This is a genomic window from Aeromonas sp. FDAARGOS 1406 (assembly GCF_019048565.1).
GTDB lineage: Bacteria > Pseudomonadota > Gammaproteobacteria > Enterobacterales > Aeromonadaceae > Aeromonas > Aeromonas caviae.
In genome coordinates this window covers 3,109,194-3,128,767 of sequence record NZ_CP077378.1, presented here as the reverse complement: position 1 = coordinate 3,128,767, position 19,574 = coordinate 3,109,194, and the positions used below count along the sequence as shown (strand labels likewise).

18 protein-coding genes, 2 pseudogenes and 1 riboswitch are annotated in these 19,574 nt (G+C 61.0%); of the genes and pseudogenes, 8 read left to right on the top strand and 12 right to left on the bottom strand.

The features are described 5' to 3' along the window. Positions 1 to 76 precede the first annotated feature (76 nt). Positions 77 to 436 (top strand): ParA family protein, encoded by a 360-nt coding sequence (locus I6L36_RS22295; RefSeq protein WP_216986725.1) that lies wholly within the window; start codon positions 77 to 79, stop codon positions 434 to 436. On the opposite strand, the gene I6L36_RS14755 is transcribed toward I6L36_RS22295, so the two are convergent. After that, positions 345 to 1,295, bottom strand: coding sequence for an IS1595-like element ISKpn3 family transposase (locus tag I6L36_RS14755; RefSeq protein ID WP_216986719.1), 951 nt, complete (start codon positions 1,293 to 1,295; stop codon positions 345 to 347). The two genes, I6L36_RS22295 and I6L36_RS14755, sit on opposite strands and share 92 nt — an antisense overlap. A gap of 123 nt (positions 1,296 to 1,418) precedes the next feature. Between I6L36_RS14755 and I6L36_RS14750 the strand changes: the two genes are divergently transcribed. The 4 genes and pseudogenes from I6L36_RS14750 to I6L36_RS14735 all read left to right on the top strand — a co-directional run. Beyond that, entirely contained in the window at positions 1,419 to 1,760 is a 342-nt protein-coding gene (locus I6L36_RS14750; RefSeq protein ID WP_162540720.1) for a ParA family protein, read from the top strand. Between the two features lie 276 nt (positions 1,761 to 2,036). Next, complete coding sequence (locus I6L36_RS14745; protein ID WP_001809438.1) at positions 2,037 to 3,068, top strand: IS630-like element ISAhy2 family transposase; 1,032 nt, start codon at positions 2,037 to 2,039, stop codon at positions 3,066 to 3,068. Further along, the gene (locus tag I6L36_RS14740) at positions 3,049 to 3,438 is read left to right on the top strand and encodes a hypothetical protein (protein WP_216986724.1); all 390 of its coding nucleotides are present in this window, start codon (positions 3,049 to 3,051) and stop codon (positions 3,436 to 3,438) included. Before I6L36_RS14745 ends, I6L36_RS14740 begins: the two co-directional genes overlap by 20 nt. Before the next feature lie 301 nt (positions 3,439 to 3,739). Next, a pseudogene (locus tag I6L36_RS14735) lies at positions 3,740 to 4,107 on the top strand (transposase); the annotation flags it as partial. Between the two features lie 21 nt (positions 4,108 to 4,128). On the opposite strand, the gene I6L36_RS14730 reads toward I6L36_RS14735, so the two are convergent. Further along, entirely contained in the window at positions 4,129 to 5,742 is a 1,614-nt protein-coding gene (locus I6L36_RS14730) for an IS1634-like element ISAs25 family transposase (protein WP_049636888.1), read from the bottom strand. 90 nt (positions 5,743 to 5,832) lie between these two features. On the opposite strand from I6L36_RS14730, the pseudogene I6L36_RS14725 reads away from it, so the two are divergent. Further along, a pseudogene (locus I6L36_RS14725) lies at positions 5,833 to 6,666 on the top strand (IS3 family transposase); the annotation flags it as partial. 438 nt (positions 6,667 to 7,104) lie between these two features. Here I6L36_RS14725 and thiH read toward each other — a convergent pair. The 8 genes from thiH to I6L36_RS14685 all read right to left on the bottom strand — a co-directional run bounded on the left by thiH (position 7,105) and on the right by I6L36_RS14685 (position 15,240). After that, entirely contained in the window at positions 7,105 to 8,175 is a 1,071-nt protein-coding gene (gene thiH, locus I6L36_RS14720; protein WP_234888211.1) for a 2-iminoacetate synthase ThiH, read from the bottom strand. A 197-nt stretch (positions 8,176 to 8,372) separates the two neighbouring features. Beyond that, positions 8,373 to 9,140 (bottom strand): thiazole synthase, encoded by a 768-nt coding sequence (locus I6L36_RS14715; protein ID WP_109112539.1) that lies wholly within the window; start codon positions 9,138 to 9,140, stop codon positions 8,373 to 8,375. A gap of 85 nt (positions 9,141 to 9,225) precedes the next feature. Beyond that, a complete protein-coding gene (gene thiS, locus I6L36_RS14710) occupies positions 9,226 to 9,426 on the bottom strand; it encodes a sulfur carrier protein ThiS (protein ID WP_109112538.1) in 201 nt (66 codons plus the stop codon). A gap of 2 nt (positions 9,427 to 9,428) precedes the next feature. After that, the gene (locus tag I6L36_RS14705; RefSeq protein WP_109112537.1) at positions 9,429 to 10,208 is read right to left on the bottom strand and encodes a HesA/MoeB/ThiF family protein; all 780 of its coding nucleotides are present in this window, start codon (positions 10,206 to 10,208) and stop codon (positions 9,429 to 9,431) included. After that, positions 10,198 to 11,805, bottom strand: a complete 1,608-nt coding sequence (gene thiE, locus I6L36_RS14700; RefSeq protein ID WP_109112536.1) for a thiamine phosphate synthase — start codon at positions 11,803 to 11,805, stop codon at positions 10,198 to 10,200. The genes I6L36_RS14705 and thiE overlap by 11 nt, the downstream gene beginning before the upstream one ends. Then, positions 11,802 to 13,805: a phosphomethylpyrimidine synthase ThiC gene (thiC, locus tag I6L36_RS14695; RefSeq protein WP_109112535.1), complete on the bottom strand. Its 2,004-nt coding sequence runs from the start codon at positions 13,803 to 13,805 to the stop codon at positions 11,802 to 11,804. The genes thiE and thiC overlap by 4 nt, the downstream gene beginning before the upstream one ends. A 263-nt stretch (positions 13,806 to 14,068) precedes the next feature. Continuing rightward, positions 14,069 to 14,182, bottom strand: a riboswitch (TPP riboswitch). Positions 14,183 to 14,244: 62 nt separating this feature from the next. After that, the gene (locus tag I6L36_RS14690; RefSeq protein ID WP_109112534.1) at positions 14,245 to 14,733 is read right to left on the bottom strand and encodes a hypothetical protein; all 489 of its coding nucleotides are present in this window, start codon (positions 14,731 to 14,733) and stop codon (positions 14,245 to 14,247) included. Between the two features lie 78 nt (positions 14,734 to 14,811). Then, positions 14,812 to 15,240 (bottom strand): hypothetical protein, encoded by a 429-nt coding sequence (locus I6L36_RS14685; RefSeq protein ID WP_109112533.1) that lies wholly within the window; start codon positions 15,238 to 15,240, stop codon positions 14,812 to 14,814. A gap of 90 nt (positions 15,241 to 15,330) precedes the next feature. Here I6L36_RS14685 and I6L36_RS14680 point away from each other — a divergent pair, with 90 nt between their 5' ends. Together I6L36_RS14680 and I6L36_RS14675 are read left to right on the top strand one after the other, a co-directional pair. Continuing rightward, complete coding sequence (locus I6L36_RS14680) at positions 15,331 to 15,999, top strand: response regulator transcription factor (RefSeq protein ID WP_049637286.1); 669 nt, start codon at positions 15,331 to 15,333, stop codon at positions 15,997 to 15,999. Next, positions 15,996 to 17,252 carry a HAMP domain-containing sensor histidine kinase gene (locus I6L36_RS14675; RefSeq protein WP_048208915.1) on the top strand — a complete coding sequence of 419 codons (1,257 nt, stop codon included), beginning with the start codon at positions 15,996 to 15,998 and terminating at the stop codon, positions 17,250 to 17,252. Before I6L36_RS14680 ends, I6L36_RS14675 begins: the two co-directional genes overlap by 4 nt. Positions 17,253 to 17,406: 154 nt before the next feature. On the opposite strand, the gene rimK is transcribed toward I6L36_RS14675, so the two are convergent. Together rimK and I6L36_RS14665 are read right to left on the bottom strand one after the other, a co-directional pair. Beyond that, the gene (gene rimK, locus I6L36_RS14670; protein ID WP_010672657.1) at positions 17,407 to 18,303 is read right to left on the bottom strand and encodes a 30S ribosomal protein S6--L-glutamate ligase; all 897 of its coding nucleotides are present in this window, start codon (positions 18,301 to 18,303) and stop codon (positions 17,407 to 17,409) included. 192 nt (positions 18,304 to 18,495) lie between these two features. After that, entirely contained in the window at positions 18,496 to 19,569 is a 1,074-nt protein-coding gene (locus tag I6L36_RS14665) for a Gfo/Idh/MocA family oxidoreductase (RefSeq protein ID WP_109112532.1), read from the bottom strand. Between the last annotated feature and the right edge of the window lie 5 nt (positions 19,570 to 19,574).

The following is a 19,574-nucleotide window of genomic DNA, read 5'->3' as shown; positions in this document are numbered from 1 at the left end:
CGAACTTATTATAACGAGGTCTTTTTGTAAGCTTTTCAATGTAAATTACATACTGAAATTATCACGGGGAGATGTTATGGAAGCGTACGCTATCTGGAATAACAAAGGTGGGACAGGTAAAAGCACTGTCACATTCCATGTCGCATCAAGATTTGCGGAGTTACATCCTGAAAGGAAAGTATTAGTAATTGATTTGTGCCCACAAGCCAATAGTTCAATGTTAATTCTTGGAGGGGGTGTCGGTGGTGAAAATGAAGTTCTCACATTGTGCTCAATGGCTACACCCAAGAGTGTCGTAGGATATATAAGTGATGCAATTTTAAACAGAACTATCCCTGACCTGATTACCCATGACCCTCAGCCAGCTTCAAGAGCCGATATGGCATCGGAGGGCTTGCCACGACTGCATGCCCCAATTCAACCAACATGCTCTTGAGGTCAAAACGATGATTAAACCGGAAGCAGTATTCCGCAAGATGCCTTGGTAAATGCTTCGCTCCGAGCGTATGGCAACTGCCCCGCAGCGAGTTTTTCACATTTCCTATCATCGTGTTTACCCAGTTGAATGCCGGATGATCCAGCCAGTCCAGGTTGCCCCCGGTGACAACACCCAGGTGCTCACAATTGGCCTCCTTGACCGCTTTGAAACAGGCCAATCCATCGGATATCACCGCGCTGCCACTGGCAATATGCCGTTTTGCCCAATCAGCAACGGACTTGGTTTTGAAACCATCGACCACCGTCATCCGCATCTTGATTGGATGTCCTTCCTTGTTCAGGGCCACTGCTGCCACAAACGGCGTCTTGCCTGCCGCGCCCCGACCCCGTTTGCCACCACGGCGCTCGCCCCCCCAGTAGACATCATCGAGCTGAATGATGCCGCTGATGGGCTGCTTGTCATCGGACTCTTTCATGGCTTGCAGCAGCTTGTGCTTGAGCATCCAGGCGGTGTCATATTTGACGTCCAACTGGCGCTTTAGCTCCATCGCTGACAAGCCAGTTTTGGTCTGTGACAACAGGTGCATTGCCAGAAACCACTTGGTCAGTGGGAGCTTGGTGTTTGCGAAAATCGTGTTTCCAGTCAATGACATCTGGTGACGGCAGTGATTGCATTGCCACACACGTGGCCGCCTTCTCAGGCGACAACAGGTCTTGTTGGCACATTCAGGGCAGACAAAGCCGTTAGGAAAACGCCAAGTGAACAGCGCGTTTTCGCACTGAGCCTCAGTGCCATAGTCCTTGAGAAACTCAAACAGGCTGTAGCCTTTCTGGAATTGGATTTTGCTTTTGGCCATGATCTCGCACCTCGATAACTGTACGTAAGTTCAGTATAGTTCGTGGTAACTGACTGCTAATCATGGGTAATCAGGATCCCTGATATAAAAAACTTCTACATTCAGGTATCAACAAAAAATGCAATGATGCCTGATAATCTTTATCTTCTAAGTGGAGATGGAAATTTAGAGCTTATGGCGCCGGCAATAACAGAGGAGGCTGGACGTACACCAATTCCTGGCTTGGGAGATCCTTGGAAATGGGTTCATGAGATTTTCCAAAGATTATTATCTAGTCTGGAACAGGATGAATGGACTGTATTTTTCGACACGAATCCTTCTTTCTCTATCTATACTGAACTCGCAATTTGTGGCGCATCACGGTTACTTGTCCCAATGAATGCTGATGATTCTTCAAGGGAAGGTGCGAATAAGTCATATGGCACGAGAGCATTTACTGGTAACCCATTGATATTGAATGACTAAAATTTTCATTTTTTGTTCTTGGGATACTTGTTCGCACTTTCCCAAGAGTCGCAGTAAAAGCACTCTTTGCACTTATACATGGAACAACACAACCACACCCATTTTTTGGAAATTATACATTTTCAGCAAAAGCGAGCCAAAGGAATATGCCTCTTCCTAAAGTTCACCTAAATAGCTGTTCCGAATAGTAGATCACCGGAGGAAGGGAACTCAGTCCAGTTTGTGCGATCTGATTAGTCGCTAAACAAAACAAGCCACACCCAAAGGACTGAGTTGATGCCTATCCTACCACCTCTGCCACGACCACAACGGCGCCGCATTCACAAAATCATCCATGCCACCCGTGATAAAGGACATGCTCGTCGCTTGATGGCCATCTTGCTGTTACATGAAGGACGCACGATCACCGATGTTCATCACCTTACCGGCGCTGCGCGCTCGACCATCGGTCGTTGGCTTCGGTGGTATCGAGATGAAGGCATAGATGCGCTAGAAGCCTTACCGGCTGGCCGTGCCCCAGTCTTACCTATCGCCAAGATTGTCACCCTACTGGTGCTGCTCATGCAGTTTTCTCCGCAAGATTTTGGTTATCAGCGCAGCCGTTGGTGTACTGAACTATTGGCTATAAAAATCAATCGGTTAACAGGGCTCAATGTGGCAGCCTCCACGCTCCGCCGATGGTTACCTCGTATGGGCATTGTCTGGCGCAGGCCCGTGCCGACCTTGCGGATAAAAGACCCAGCCTATCAGGAAAAAATGGCGAATATCGACGCCGCGCTGGCCCGCTGTGATGCCGATAATCCGGTGTTTTATGAGGATGAAGTCGATATAGACCTCAATCCCAAATTAGGAGCCGACTGGATGTTCAGAGCGCAGCAAAAGCGGGTTGTCACACCGGGGCAGAATGCCAAGCATTATCTGGCAGGCGTTCTCCACGCAGGCAACGGAAGGGTACTTTACGTCAGCGGGATCAAGAAAAACTCATCGCTGTTTATTGCCATGCTGGAAAAGCTGCGCCACCACTACCGACGAGCCAAAACCATCACGTTGATCCTCGATAACTACATCATTCACAAAAGCAAACAGACCGAGCGATGGTTGAAGAAGAATCCCAAGTTCTGCCTGGTGTTCCAGCCAGTTTACAGCCCTTGGGTTAATCACATAGAACGGCTATGGCACAAGTTACATGAAACCATCACGCGCAATCATCAATGCAGAGGGATGGCAAACCTGCTGGCCCGAGTGAAACACTTCATGGATACCGTGTCTCCTTTCCCGGGGAATGGCTATGGCACAGCGAAGGTGTAGCACTATTGGGATCAGTTATTTAGCTATTGGGAATAGATTCACTCAGTTTAAAGGTGCTGCGGCGGCCTTCGCTGCATTTTCTGAGGCAACTGCAGATCAACTTTACAATGAGTATATTGCAGACCAAACAAGATTCTCTCCACATGCTATTGCAGCAACTTCCAAAGCAGACTTTTTAGAAAAATATGTTGCTGAATTACGCGATTTTAATACCGCAGGAGTAGTGGCTGCTCATCATGGCACACCATTATCCAGAATGAAGCAAGATTACTATTCTGTTCACAGCGACCCTGATGTAAAAGTGAACAAGGCTCAGATAAATCTAGGCTTGAGCGCTATAGATAATGTTGTTAACAAAATAACTCCATAATCGGTTCACTACTAGATTGCTATAACCATAAGGTGCAATGAATGAAGTGAATTGCACCGTTGGTCGAAGCAAAACAATTAATTAGTGGTGTAATTCGTTCTGCTTATTGCACCCTACAATTACCCTGAGGTTATGGCGGGCACGGTTTTGGCTCCCCCTCTTATTCGCTGAGGCGAGCCCGCTTGTCCAGGCCGCGAGACAGGATGTCGCTAGATTGGCCCCTTGAAGATCCAGACACTTCGCCCCTCTTAACTTAAGAGGTAGTCTTGGAGCTATGTTCAGTACTAGTCACAACGAGAAGATGGTCGAAGTGTTAACAGGGGCCGAGCGCCGTCGACGCCGGACTCCACAAGAAAAGATCGCCATCGTGCAGCAGACCTTTGAGCCCGGGATGACCGTCTCTCATGTTGCTCGCTTGCACGACGTCAACGCAAACCAGCTTTTCAAATGGCGTAAGCAATTCCAAGAAGGGTCTCTCACGGCGATCACCGCCGGTGAGGATGTTGTTCCTGCTTCCGAGTTGGCTGCTGCCATCAAGCAGATCCGAGAGCTACAACGTCTGCTCGGGAAGAAGACCATGGAGAACGAGATCCTCAAAGAAGCCGTGGAGTATGGTCGAGCAAAAAAATGGATTGCGCATGCGCCCTTGTTGCCGGGGGACGACGATTAAGCCGACATTCCGCACCTGATTTAGGAATAAATTTGCCGATAGCGCTCACCCAATACCTCCAAAATGATCTGCTGGTCTCCTGTTAGCTCCGTTACTTGTGGCGGAGCTTCTCCCAGTCGATATTCATGGATGCCACCAAAGCGCAAAAAGATCCAACGGGCCGTCGGCTGCTGGGTCGGTTTCTTTTTCATATCCGCCACACTGCGATTCTGCTCCACTAATCCCTGCCGGATCCGGTGCTCCAACGCTGCGTAAATCATCAGGCTACAGGTCATCACCATGAGCAACGCTTCAATCCGCTCCGGCTTTTTCAGGTACAGTGAGGAGGTTAAAAACTCCGGGCTCTTGAGAAAACGAAAGCCCCGTTCGACATTCTGCTGCGCTTTATAGGTGGCCAAAAGTTCGGCCATGGTCAGCGTATCGCTGTGGTCATTGGTCGCCAGGATGAACACCCCGGTCTGGTTGTGGGCCTCTTCAACGCAAGCCAGGCTAGTTGCCGCCAACCCAGTGATTTGAAACTGATGGCCAATTGGCTCTTCGCCACGCTTGGGTCTGCCACGTCCTGTATAAACGGGTTCACCTACCACTTCGGCATCCAGTTGCAGCAGCATCAAGCTGGCGGTAAAACAGCTCAACTCAGCTTGGGCATCCGCCTCACAAGCAAAGCGTCGGGCACACAATTTGGCGAAGGCTTTGAGCTCGCGGGTACTGTCTTTGAGCAGGTTTTTGGCCAATGTCTGCTGCTCGCGGTGGCTGGCTTGTTCGCTGCGCACCAGCAACCAACGTTGCGCGACCCCGGCATAATTCGCGTGTTGCCAACGGCCATGATAGCCATTGCCCAGAGCGGTCAGCGGTTGTGCACCTATGGTTGCCACGGCCTGCTTTGCCTCATTGAGAGTGACGGGCACCCGGGTCACAAATAGTTGCTGCTGTTGCGCCAGTAATTGCAAGGTATCGGCGCAGTACAGTGCGGCATCGCCGACCAGATAACGGCACTCCTGCGCGGCCTTGAGACTGCTCAAATGGCGACGAACGGTCTGGGCAAAGGCTTTGGTGTCATTACTATTGCCGCTCAGGGCCTGCATATAGACAGGTAGGCCGGCCTGATTTTCACAGATGAGCTCAAGGATCACTTGATTCAGCTCTGGCCGGTGATCACGACTATAACCACGCACCAGTTGCAGCTTACCGACCAGATCCCCATCGGCACAGTCATAGGCGCCATCGACGTGGAAGCTGGTAATATCGAGGTGCACTGCGGTGCTTTTGAGCCCCAGCCGCTCGACAACTTGCGCCGCCATCACCTGATACAAGGCGCTGACATCGGCCTCAAAGAGGGCATCGAGACAGCGACCGAGCACATCATCATTGAGGTCATCAGCACAGATCCCGGGGCCAATCAGGCGCTCAACCGGCTTGTTAGCGAAGAATTGCGGGAACATGTGCAGGGTGCTGCTGTGAAAGCCGAGGCCGTTCACTATCATGGCGACCAAGGCTTCACCATGTGAGACCTTGAAAGGCGGGGTTTTGGGGAGCAAGGCATCGATCATGCGGGCAATGCCCAGTTCCTGGCAGAGTGCGGCGACCAAACCAAGGTGATCGAGGTTACGGATCGAGATAGCGGGTGCGGCCATGATGATCTACCTGCAAAAGAGAGTAATAGATCAGAACGGCCGATCGCCGTCAAGCACTGAAAATAGCAAAATCAGGTGCGGAATGACGGATTAAGTGCTGTGAGCCAGGCTCTTAATGTATCGCGTGCGCAGCTATCCGTTCGTGTTCATCGAAAACCGGGTTGGCAAGATGGTCGTCATCATCGCCAGCGTGATGATGCAGCCTTACTTGGCCGTATCATGGAGGCGATGGCAGAGCTTCCCTCCTATGGCTATCGCCGGGTCTGGGCGCTGTTACGGCGCCAGTCTGAGGCAACAGAACAACCTGTGGTAAACGCTAAGCGGGTATATCGCGTAATGCGCGAGCATGGCTTGCTGCTGGAAAGAAAACCAGCAGCACCATTGGCCCAGCAGGCACATAAGGGGCGTGTTGCCGTCAAGGAGAGCAATCGACGGTGGTGCTCAGATGGCTTCGAGTTTCGCTGTGATAACGGTGAAAAACTACGTGTCACGTTCGCCATGGATTGCTGCGATAGGGAAGCGTTGGACTGGGCGGCCAGTACTGGGGGTTACGACAGTGACACTGTGCAAGATGTCATGCTGAGGTCTGTCGAACGTCGCTTTGGGGATTCGTTGCCGGCATCACCGGTGGAGTGGCTGACTGATAATGGCTCGGCGTATCGAGCCCATGAGACCCGCGCGTTTGCACGAGAAATCGGGTTGGAGCCCAGAACTACTGCGGTGAGAAGCCCACAGAGCAACGGTATGGCGGAGAGCTTCGTGAAGACGATGAAGCGAGACTATATCGAGATGATGCCAAAACCGGATAGCCGAACAGCGGTAGGCAATTTGGCTATCGCGTTTGAGCATTATAACGAACACCACCCGCACAGCGCCTTGGGATACCGTTCACCCCGGGAATTTCTGCGCAGTCGGGTATCACAATCCTAAGCGGGAAAAAGTGTCTGGACCTATGGGGTCAAATCCAGTCGCCGCGTGCCGTCGGACAAGCGGGTGTGCCGAAGGAACCCGACAAAGTCGGGCGAATAAGCGGGGAGAAGACCTTTGGTGCATTTTTTGATAAGAACGGGTCTTTCCAAAGTCACTCGCCCAAGCCCGAAGGGCGGGCGAAACCCTTTCGAGGCCAACGGCCTCGCGTCCTGCACGGCACAGCCGAGCCATCCATCACACACACCACAAAGCGGACGATTACGCCTGATGGCTTATCGACCCTACGATGGCAATGAAATATCGCATCAAGACCCCTCCCTAGCCCTCCCCTTCGCAGAGGAGGGAGCCAAAGCGTCGCCACCAGCAAGGTGTGTGGCCGAACACCGCCCAACCATGCCGGATGCCACCGGCAAAGAGGGGGCGTGGCCGCCCCTATCGGCCCAGGAAGGGCTCCCAATCCTTGAACACAGGCTGCAACCCGGCCTGCCGCACGGCGGCAGCCACTTCCCCCACCGGGCGGTCGTCGTGGATGGCGAACTGCTCCAGCTCCTCTGTATCCCCCTCGGCATAGCCACCCGGCTGGGTGCGCGACTCGGCCGACATCTGGGTGATGCCAAGGCGCACCGCGCCGTTGCGAAAAGTGGCCGACTCGCGGGTGGAGAGGGACAAGTCCAGCGTGGGCGAGAAGAGGCGCCAGGCACAGATAAGCTGGGCCAGCTGGCGATCCGACATGATGACGGCAGGCTCCAGCCCACCGGTGCAGGGGCGCAGGCGCGGGAACGAAAGTGAATAGCGGCTCTGCCAGTGGTGGCGCTCAAGCCAAGCGAGGTGCTCGGCGACAAAGTAGCTGTCGGCGCGCCAGTCCGATGAGAGACCGATGAGCGCCCCCAGCCCGATTTTATCGATCCCGGCGCGGCCCAGCCGATCCGGCGTGGCGAGGCGCCATGCGATGTCCCGCTTGTTGCCGCGCAGGTGGTGGCGGGCGTAGGTGGGAGCGTGGTAGGTCTCCTGATAGACCATGACCGAATCGAGGCCGAGGGTCTTGAGCTCGGCGTATTCATCCTGCGAGAGGGGCTGCACCTCCATCGCCACCGTGCTGAAGTGGCGGCGAATGATGGGCAACACCTGCCGAAAATAGGCGAGCCCCACCTTGTGCTCGTGCTCGCCGGTCACCAGCAGCACACTGTCAAAACCGCGCGCCTTGATGGCCAGACACTCGCGCTCAATCTCCTCGCTATTCAAGGTCTTGCGCTTGAGGCGATTGCTCATGGAGAAGCCGCAGTAGGTGCAGTCGTTGGCACAGAGGTTCGACAGATAGAGCGGCACATAGAAGCCGATGGTGTTGCCAAAGCGCTGGCGGGTCAGGCGCTCGGCCTCGGCCGCCATCTGCGGCAAATACGCCTCGGCAGCTGGTGAGATCAGCGCCATAAAATCGCTCAGGGTACGGCGGGGTGAACCCAGCGCCCGTTCGACATCGGCGGCGGTCTTGGCGCGGATCTGCATGCCGATATCGTCCCACTCCAGCTCCTGCCATCTATCGAGAAAACTCTCCGACTTTCTCTCAACCCCCTCCCGGCCTCCCCCTTCACAAGGGGGAGGTGTTAATCCGCCCCCCCGCTCTCCTACTTCACAAGAGGGCGGAGTCGACACTCCCTCCCCTGGCAAGGGGAGGGTCGGGGTGGGGTCATTGGCATGCTGACTCATAACGCCCCCAGAAAATCGGTAAGCGGGCTGGAGGCTTGCGCCTGCAGGGCACGGGCGCCGAGGCCCGCCTCATAGGCGCTGCGCCCGGCTGTGCAGGCCAGCTCAAAGGCGCGGCCCATGGCGACCGGGTCGCCGCTCACCGCAATGGCGGTGTTGACCAGCACGGCATCGGCCCCCAGTTCAAAGGCGGCGGCCGCATGGCTCGGCGCACCGATCCCCGCATCCACCACCACGGGCACATTGGCTTGCTCGACGATGATGGAGAGAAACTCCCGGGTCACCAGCCCCTGATTGGAGCCGATGGGGGCGCCCAGCGGCATCACGGCGGCGCAACCCACCTCTTCGAGCCGTTTGCAGAGCACCGGGTCGGCACCGCAGTAGGGCAGCACCACAAAGCCCTCTTTCACCAGCTGCTCGGCGGCTTTGAGCGTCTCGATGGGGTCTGGCAGCAGGTAGCGGGGATCGGGGTGGATCTCGAGCTTGAGCCAGTTCGTCCCCAGCGCCTCGCGGGCTAGGTGGGCGGCAAATACCGCCTCGGCGGCGGTCTTGGCCCCCGAGGTGTTGGGCAGCAGCTTGACCCCGAGTTGCCGAAGGGGCGTGAGGATATCGTCGTGGGCCTTGCCCGGTTCGAGCCGCTTGATGGCCATGGTGACCAGCTGGGAGCCACTTGCCTCGATGGCGGCGGCCATCAGCTCCGGGCGGGCAAACTTGCCGGTGCCGGTGAAGAGGCGCGAAGAGAAGGTGTGATCGGCAATCTTGAGCATGTCAGCCTCCCGCCACAGTGGTAAGAAGAGATGAAGTGCCGCCGCAAGGCAGAACACGCGAAGATGGGACTGCGAGCATCATGGGTCAGCCTCCGGCAATGGCGGTGAAGAGGTGGAGTTCGTCCCCGTCATTGAGACGGGTCTCGGCCCAGCGGCCACGGGGCAGCACGGCGCCGTTGAGGGCCACCGCTACCCCCTGAGGGGGAATCTCCTTCACCGCCAGCAGCTCAGTCAGGCGCTGGCCGGTGGGCAGCGTCAGCTCGATATCGTTCAATCGGATCTTCATGGTTAATTCTCCTGAGCCGGGTGGGTGCTGCCGCAAACCGGGCAATCGGGATCGGGAGCCAGCGTGAGGGTCTGCCACTGATGGGTCAGGGCATCGAAGCGACGCAGAGTGCCCGCGACCGGGCTCGGCATCCCGAGCAGCAGTTTCAGTGCCTCCAGCGCCTGCAAAGAGCCCATCACCCCCACCAGCGGGCCGGTGACGCCGCTGGTCTCGCAGCTCTGGGCGAGCTTGGTATCCAGCGGATAGAGGCAGGCGTAGCAGGCGTGATCGCTGCTGGTGCGCACCATCAGCTGCCCCTGCCAGCCCACTGCGGCGGCACAGATCCAGGGCTTGCCCTGGGCCACGCAGGCGGCGTTGATGGCCTGGCGGGTGGCGAGGTTGTCGCAGCAGTCGATCACCAGATCCACCTCGGTCACAAACTCCGGCAGGCTGGCGGCATCGAGTCGCTGATTGATGGCAATCAGCTCCACCAGCGGGTTGTGGGCGGCCAAGCGCTCGCGGGCCAGCTCCGCCTTGGAGTGGTTGACCGCCTCGCTATCGAACAGGATCTGGCGCGGCAGATTGCTGGAGTCCACCGTATCGCCATCGGCCAGCCACAAGGTGCCCACCCCGGCCCCCGCCAGATAGAGGGCCAGCGGCGAGCCGAGCCCGCCGAGACCGACGATCAGCACGGACTTATCTTTCAGCCGCGCCTGACCGGCTTCCCCCACTTCCGCCAGCATCAGCTGGCGGCCGTATCGCAGGTACTCTTTGTCACTGAGAGAAGCGGCATCAGAGCGCATGTTCTGCCTCCCGTATCACGCAGGCCGAGCGCGGTTCATCCCCCGCCCCCACGGCGGCGAGCAGCCGCTCGGTCGCCCCCTGCCAGTCGTCGCTCGCCGTGATGGCCGAGACCAGCGCAATGCTGCCGACCCCGCTTGCCTTGACCGCCGCCACCCGCTCCTCGCTGATGCCACCGATGGCCACCGTGGGCCACTGCGCCATCAGGGCGCGGTAGTGGTGCAGCCGCGCCAGCCCCTGGGGGCGCGAAGGCATCGCCTTGGTGTTGGTCGGGAAGATATGGCCCAGCGCGATATAGGAGGGGGCAAGCTCGCGGGCCCGCATCAGCTCGAAGTAGCCGTGGGTGGAGATGCCAAGGCGCAGCCCCGCCGCCTGAATGGCGGCGAGATCGGCGGTCTCCATATCCTCCTGCCCCAGATGCACGCCCCAGGCACCCGCCTCGATGGCCTGCTGCCAGTAGTCGTTGATAAAGAGCCGCGCCCCATGGCGGCGACCGAGCGCGACCGCATCACGAATGGCCGGCGCCACCTCTGTGGCGGGCAGATTCTTGATCCGTAGCTGGATGGTCTTGACCCCGGCCCCCAGCAGACGCTTGAGCCACTTGACCGAATCCACCACCGGATAGAGACCGAGGTGGTGTTCGGTCGGCGCGAAGGGGGCCTGCGGCAGGCGGGCGCTGCTTCTCTCATACAGGCCGAAATGGCGATCGAGCGGTGAGCCTGCCAGCACGGCGCGGGGGAAGTGGGCCAGATCGGCAGGCCAGCCGAGATGGGCGATGGGCCCCGGACCTGCGCCCACTCCTTGCGCCGCCGCCAAGCCCTGTTGCAGGTAGGCCCGCGCCAGGGTGATGGCGTCCTCCACCGGATAGTCCTGCGCCACCACGGCGGCGATGGCGCTGGCGTAAGCGCAACCGGTGCCGTGACCGTGGCGGGTATCGAGGCGCGGCGCGGCGAGCCAGAATTCGCGGGTCTCGTCCTGGTAGTAGTCGAGGCTGAGATCCCCGCCCCATTCAAGGTGGCCCCCCTTGACCAGCACGGCGCGGGCGCCGAGTTCGCGCAGCCGCCGGGCGGCGAGGCGCACCAGTTCGGGACTGGTGGCGGGCAGGCCGGTCAGGGCTTCCAGCTCGGGACCGTTGGGGGTGATGAGCGACAGACGTGGCAGCAGGTGCTCGCGCACCGCCACCAGCATGCCGGGCTCCGCCATGGGGGTGCCGGTGCTGGCGATGGCCACCGGGTCGTAGACCACGAAGGGAGCCTCGACGGTCGACAACCTGCGTGCCAGCACCTCCACATGCAGCCGGGTCGGCAGCAGGCCGATCTTGATGGCGGCGGGTGGCAGATCCAGCCCCAGGGCATCGATCTGGGCGGCGAAGGTCTGCATCAGCACGGGGTCGACCATCTTCACCGCCACCGAGTTCTGGGCGGTGATGGCGGAGATGACGGAGCAGCCGTGCACGCCGAGGTCATGCATCGTGTGCAAGTCGGCCTGAATGCCGGCCCCGCCGCCGGAGTCGGACCCGGCGATGGTCCAGACCACGGGGCGGGCCTGCGTCACAGGCGACAGGTCGGCGGGGCTGACAGCCCCGCGCTCGCTGCTCACGCCTCCTCCCCTGCGGCCTGCTTCAGAGTCGCCGCCTGATGGTAGATCTCGCCGCCGGTCTCCTTGAAGGTTTCAGCCATGCGGGCCATGCCGCTCTCCACCTCGGCCACCACCCGCTCCTGCTGACCGTCCATGCCGACCAGCTTTATCTCTACGGCTTCCAGCTTGGCGGCATAGTCGCGCACGTCCTGGGTGATCTTCATGGAGCAGAACTTGGGCCCGCACATGGAGCAGAAGTGGGCCACCTTGCCGGACTCATGGGGCAGGGTCTCGTCGTGGTAGGCGCGGGCGGTGTCGGGATCCAGGGCCAGGTTGAACTGATCCTCCCAACGGAACTCGAAGCGCGCCTTGGACATGGCGTTGTCGCGGATCTGGGCGCCCGGGTGGCCTTTGGCAAGGTCAGCAGCGTGGGCGGCGATCTTGTAGGTAATGAGCCCCTGCTTCACGTCCTCCTTGTTGGGCAGGCCCAGGTGTTCCTTGGGGGTCACGTAACAGAGCATGGCGCAGCCGTACCAGCCGATGAGCGCGGCGCCGATGCCGGAGGTGAAGTGATCGTACCCTGGGGCAATGTCGGTGGTGAGCGGGCCCAGGGTATAGAAGGGCGCCTCGTGGCAGTGCTCCAGCTGCTCGGTCATATTGCGCTCGATCATGTGCATGGGCACGTGGCCGGGGCCCTCGATCATCACCTGCACGTCGTATTCCCAGGCAATTTTGGTGAGCTCGCCCAGGGTGCGCAGCTCGGCGAACTGGGCCTCGTCGTTGGCGTCGTAGACGGAGCCCGGACGCAGACCGTCCCCCAGCGACAGACTGACGTCGTAGGCGGCGCAGATCTCGCAGATCTCGCGGAAGTGTTCGTAGAGGAAGTTCTCCTTGTGATGCGACAGGCACCACTTGGCCATGATGCTGCCACCACGGGAGACGATGCCGGTGAGGCGCTTGGCAGTCATCGGCACGAAGCGCAGCAAGACGCCGGCGTGGATGGTGAAGTAGTCCACCCCCTGCTCGGCCTGCTCCAGCAGGGTGTCGCGGAACAGCTCCCAGGTGAGATCCTCGGCGATGCCGTTGGTCTTCTCCAGCGCCTGATAGATGGGCACGGTACCGATGGGCACCGGGCTGTTGCGCAGGATCCACTCGCGGGTCTCGTGGATGTAGCGGCCGGTGGAGAGATCCATCACGGTGTCGGCGCCCCAGCGGGTGGACCAGACCAGCTTCTCCACTTCCTCTTCGATGCTGGAAGTGACCGCCGAGTTGCCGATGTTGGCGTTGATCTTCACCAGGAAGTTGCGGCCGATGATCATCGGCTCCGCTTCCGGGTGGTTGATGTTGCTGGGGATAATGGCGCGACCGGCGGCCACCTCATCGCGCACGAACTCAGGCGTGATGTTCTGGGGCAGTCTGGCGCCAAAGCCCTGACCCGGGTGCTGGGTGCGCAAGAGCTCGGAGCGCACCCGCTCGCGGCCCATGTTCTCGCGCAGGGCGATAAATTCCATCTCGGGGGTGACGATACCGGCGCGGGCATAGTGGAGCTGGGTGACCCGGCGGCCCGGCTTGGCACGGCGGGCCTTATGTTGCGAAGAGTGCAGATGTTCGAAGCGCAGGTGATCCAGCCCCTCGTCCGCCAGCCGCTCCTGAGTGAAAGTGGAGCTCAACCCCTCCAGCGCGTCGGTGTCAGCACGCTCCAGCACCCAGGCTTCGCGCAGGCGCGGCAGACCGCGGCGCACGTCGATGGGGGCAGCCTCTTCCCCATAGGGGCCCGAGGTATCGTAAACCGGCACCGGCTCGTTGGGCTCGAACTGGGGAGCGTCCTTGGTGCCGCCGACGAAGGTGTCGGCCAGCTGGATCTCCCGCAAAGGCACCCGGATGTCAGGGCGAGAACCCTGGATAAAGATGCGGCGGGAGTTGGGGTGAGCCATCCCCTTGAGGTTGTCGATAAAGGTCTGGGCGCTGGAGCGCTGCTCGCGGCGGCTGGATTTGGTGGTATCAGAAACATTGGTAGACATAGCAAAACTCACATTAACTGGTTGAAGTTATGGGTGTTTGCTTGTCTGGAGTTCGAGGAGAAGATGAACTTGCGGCGGGGTGTGCTCGGGGGAGTGAGTCGGGCATGGATCTTCCCTGCTCTGCCGTCCCGGTGTTTCCCTAGTCTGGAAACCCGGCGCCCTAAGGACAACCGGACGGGACAACCTCCCCCTGTGCGCCTGTGCCAGCCAGAGGCGGTCTGCCTCCAGCTGGCGGGAAGGTGTGCCTTCCCCGGCGCGGTAACCCGCAAGTTACCCTTGTTTCCCTTCGCAGGTCTTAACCTGATCAGGTTCCACGGATCCCGAATTAACGGTCTCAGCTTAGCGTCGTTCGACGGTCAGCACTCCGACAAGATGTGCGCCAGTATAAGTGGGGAAATTTAAAGTACAAGCCATTAACAAGGGGAAAGGGAGAGAGGTCTCACTCTTCGGCGTCGAGGGGATGCTCGGGGTCAGGAATGAGGATATCGGTGAGGCGGCCCTCTTCATCCCGGCTCAGCACCAGGCGGCGACCCGGTTGCAGATCGGCGGCGCTGCCGTTGATCCAGCGAGTGTCAGCATCAAACACCAGCACGCCGAGTTCCTGTAGCAGCAATGCCTGCTGATTGTGGGTGAGCAGTCGATCCTCCGCCCGCCGCCAGCTGGCCCCGAGTGCCGGATCCGGCGCCCCGTCGAGCACCCGGATCGTCTCGGCGACGCCGTAGCGGCTCTGGATCGCGAGGTGCATGCCGGGCACGAGCCCGTCCGGCTGCGCCACGCCGTGCAGTTCGGCACTGCCGAGCTCCAGCTCAGCCCCCTGGAATTGCAGGCGCACCCCGTCGTTGTGCTCCAGCTCCACCAGCCAGAGCTCGGCGTCGTCGGCAAGGGTACAGAAGGGCAACAGCAGCAGGCAGAGTGCGGTTCGGGTCATGGCAGGCGGTCCGGGGTCACGGGGTGAGGTTTAACTATGGCCCCGGACGGGCAATTTTTCCCGGTCCGCACTGACCGGTCAGTCATCCTCCCGGCACTGGCTCAGGCGCATGCCGTCAAACTTGCACTCCAGCTCCAGCCAGCGCCCCTCGAACGGGGAGAGGCTCCCATCCGAGGTGACATAGCCCCAGATCCGCCCCCCTTCCACCGGCCCTTCCAGCTCCATCTCGTCCTCCTCTTCCAGCGCCTCCACCTCGCGAACGAGCCGCCGCTCCCCTGCCGCCGTCTCCTGCACGACCCCTTCCAGATCGACCCAGGTCCCGCCGAGATCGTCCTCATCCAGGCCATCCTTGAAGCGGGCGCGCTCATCGATCACGAAGGGAATGCCGTTGACCATCAACTGGCCAAGCTGCCAGGTGGTGCGGCCCGTGAGCTTGAACTCGGCCGCCTGCACCAGACCAAAAGGCAATAGAATCAATAACCAGAAGGCGCAGAGAGACTTCTTCATCGGGGATCCTCGGGGTTACACTGGCACACAGGATGTCCCATCCGGTGTGAAATGGCCGTGAAATAGCGGTACAGACCAGGAGATCAGAGCATGAAAATACTGGTGGTGGAAGACAGTCCCCAGGTGGCGGAGACCATCATGGACTATCTGGCGCTGGCCGGGCACAGGGTGGACTGCGCCTATCATGGCCAGGCCGCCCTGCAACTGCTGGCCCAGGAGCGCTTCGACGTCATCATCATGGACGTCATGATGCCGCGCCTAGACGGCCTGCGTACCGTGGAGCGGCTGCGTGCGGACGGCATCGCGACCCCGGTGCTCTTTCTCACCGCCCGTGACAGCCTGGAGGACAAGCTGGCAGGCTTTCGGGCGGGGGGCGACGACTATCTGGTCAAGCCGTTCGCCATGGAGGAGCTGGAGGTGCGCCTGGAGGCCCTCAGCCTGCGTGGCCCCAGAGGGGACATGGGCGTCCTCGGCTTTGGCGATCTGACGGTGGATCCCGCCAGCGGCCGCGCCACCCGCGCCGGGGTGGAGCTCAAGCTCGGCAAGATCCCGTTCCAGATCCTCACCCTGCTGGTGAAGCGCGCGCCCCAGCTGGTGACGCGCCAGGAGGTGCTCGACACCGTCTGGGGCGACGAGGAGCCCGACTCAGACGCCCTGCGCAGCCACATCTATGCCCTGCGCAGCGCCCTCGACAAGCCCTTCCCCACCCCCATGCTGGAGACCCTGCACGGCCAGGGCTACCGGCTGGTGACCCCATGACGAACCCGACGCCGCCCCTTGCCTCCGGTCTGCCGAGCCTGCGCCGGCGCCTGGTGCTGGCGCTGGGAGGGGCCGGTCTGCTGCTGCTGGTGATCCTGAGCCTGCTGATGGTGGTGGCCGAGAACAAGATGGAGGAGCTGAGCCTGCGCCACTGGCTGGAGGCGGAGGCAACCCGCTATGACGACGACTGGTTGCGCCTCGGGATGGCGGCCCCCGCCCCCAGCCCGCGCCAGTTCTCCAGCTACTGGACAGAGGCGGGCCGCCTGCCCGCCTGGCTCAAGGCCTACCAGAGCCCCGGCTTCTTCGAGCATCAGCTGGGCCGGGAGGACAAGCACTTCCTGGTACGCGCCCACCCCTCGGGTCAGGGGCTGCTCTATCTGGTGTTCAACGACGATGCGGACGACTACCTGGACCCTTACGAAGCCAAGCTGCATCTGGTGACCCGCCTCATCGGCCTGGCTCTGCTGCTGGGGAGCCTCGCCTTCGGCATCTGGCTGGTGCGTCACATCACCAGGCCGCTGGAGCGGCTGCGCCAGCGGGTCGCCCACCTGACCCCGGATCAGGGGGACTTCGTGCCCGATGCCCCCTGGCAGGAGCTGCGAGAGATAGAGCAGGCGCTGCTGGCGGGCAAGCACGAGGTAGCCGCCGTGTTTGCCCGTGAACAGGAGTTCAGCCGCTTTGCCAGCCACGAGCTGCGCACCCCCAACATGGTGATCCAGGGATCCGCGGCCCTGCTCGGCAAGGTGAATGACCTGCCCGCCCCGGCAGCCCGCGCCGTCAGCCGCATCCGCGCCGCCGCCGACGAGATGGCCCTGCTCACCGAAACCTTCCTGCTGCTGGGACGCAAGGAGGCCGTGGAGCGCCCGCCCCAGCAGGTGGCGCCGCTCATTCGCCGGGAGCTGACCCGCCTCGCCCCCCTGCTGCAACGGGAGACGCTGGACATTCGCCTGCAACTGGACGAGGAGAGCGAGGTGCAGGCCCCCCTCTCCCTGCTCGCCATCGCCCTCGGCAACCTCTTGAAAAACGCCCTGAGCTACGCCGAGGGGCACATCGAGATCACTCTGCACGAGCAGGTGCTCACCATCAGCAACCCAACCGCCGCCGCGCCGGATCAGATCCTCGGCTACGGCTGCGGTCTCACCATCATCCAGCGCATCTGCGAGAAGCTGGGCTGGCAGATTGAGACCCATCTGGTGGAGGGGGTCTTCAGCGCCCGGCTGGTGATGATCCCCGGCGCCCCCGGGGCGGCATAGCCCCCTCATCCCCGGCCCTTCTCCCCGGCTGTTCAACACAACGGGAGAAGGGAGACACTTCCCGGCAAGCCCGCAGCCTTCCAGCCCACCCTCCAGATAGCAACAAGGCGCCCGAGGGCGCCCTGTGCTTACCTGTATAACACTCGTTTGGGGCTCATTCCGCCGGCTTGTGCTTGCGGCTCGCCTTGAGCTCGAGGAACTCGATGATTTTGCCCGCCACGTCCTTGCCGGAGGCGGCCTCCACCCCCTGCAGGCCGGGGGAGGAGTTCACCTCCAGCACCAGCGGGCCGCGGGCGCTACGCAGAATATCCACCCCGGCCACGTCCAGCCCCATGATCTTGGCGGCCTGCACGGCGGTGGCACGCTCTTCCGGCGTGATCTTGATGGCTTCGGCGGTGCCGCCCCGGTGCAGGTTGGAGCGAAACTCCCCCGGCTGGGCCTGGCGGCGCATGGCGGCCACCACCTTGCCGTTGACCACCAGGCAGCGGATATCGGCGCCGTTGGCCTCGCGGATGTACTCCTGCACCAGGATGTTGTTGTTGGTCTGGATAAAGGCCTCGATGACGCTCTCGGCGGCCTTCTGGGTCTCGCACAGCACCACGCCAATCCCCTGGGTGCCCTCCAGCAGCTTCACCACCAGGGGGGCGCCCCCCACCATGGTGATGAGATCCGGTACGTCGTGGGTGCTGTGGGCATAGCCGGTCACCGGCAGGCCGATGCCGTGACGGGAGAGCAGTTGCATGGCGCGCAGCTTGTCCCGGGAGCGGGAGATGGCCACCGAGCTGTTGAGGGCCATGGTGCTCATCATCTCGAACTGGCGCAGCACGGCGGTGCCATAGAAGGTGATGCTGGCACCGATGCGCGGGATCACGGCGTCATAGCTCTCCAGCTCCCGTCCTTCGTAATGGATGGAGGGGCTGTGGGAGGCGATGTTCATGTAGCAGCGCAGGGTGTCGAGCACCTCGACCTGATGCCCACGGGCCCGGGCCACCTCGACCAGACGGCGGGTGGAGTAGTTGTTGGGCTCACGGGATAAAATGGCAATATTCATGGAAATGGCAGACCTGATAATCGGACTGGAGAGTATAAGGTGCCATGAACGACTGGCAACGCCAATCCTTTCCCCTCACCATGCGCGGTTCTGCAAGAACGGGCAAAAACCGAGAGTGCCGTACTCAAGAACGGACCGTTCTGCAAGACGGCGCCAGCCACCAGCCCTCATGCCCGATGACGCACAACGACGTCAATGGGGGCCGCGCAGCCCTTGCTGCAACTCAAGCAGCAGGGCGACCTCCTGCAAACGGCGCGCCGTGGTGCCGGCCCAGCCTCCCAAAGGCACGGGGGCCAGCAGGGTCTGGGCGATGCAGTGGCGATAGAGGGGCCCCTCATGTTGCCAGCCCCGCATCCCGTCGACGTCGTGATGGTGCAGCCACTCCAGGTTGCTGCGGCGAAGCAGCTCGATGCGCCGCCCGTCTTTGAAGTGCAGGCAAAGCCCCTTCTTCTCCACCCCGGGACCGGCATACTTGTCGAGCCAGAGGGTCAGGGGCACCCCTGCCGCCTCGCCACGCAGGCAGGCTCGCCCCTCGGCGGTCTCCAGATCCCCGCGCCGGATGGGCTGCCCCAGCCGGTCGCAGACGCCCTCCGCGATCAGGTGCAGGCGGTCGTCCCCACCCAGGGCCACCAGCAGTTCCCGGATCATCGCCAGCAGATGGGTGCCGATGTCGAGGATCACCCCGTCTGGATGGCGCAGGACCCGCCGATCCGGCTCCCCGGTGGCGAAGTTGAGGGCACAGGGATGCCCCGCCTCGTCCAGGCCACAGGGTTCCAGCAAAAAGCCCTCCACCGCGCTGATATCGGCGAGGGTGGCCAGCACGACCCCGGCGCCCTCTGGTTCCCGAGGCTGCCAGCCTTCATCCAGTTTGCCGCTCAGCAGCAACTGCTGGACGGCATTGCGGGCCATCCAGTGATCCAGCGCCAGCACCCTGGCCCTGGCTGCGACCTCGGGGTCCGCCAGCAGGGCGTGCAGACGATCGTGCTGGGCCAGGGTGGCCACCACGGGTTTCTCCACCAGGATGAGGGGAATGGCGCTGGCCAGTGCCTGCTCCAGCACGGGCAGATGCAGCAGGGAAGGCGTGGCGATCACCAGCCGATCCAGGGGTTCGGCCAGCAGGGCTTCCAGGGTCGGGGCGGACATGACGCCGGGCAGGGTGATGGCGGGATCAAAACCCCATATCTCGGTATTTTCCGCCAGTGCGGCGAGTGCAGGCAGATAGGCTGTCTGCACCACAGCCCCCAGACCGACAAATCCAATCTTCATGGCAA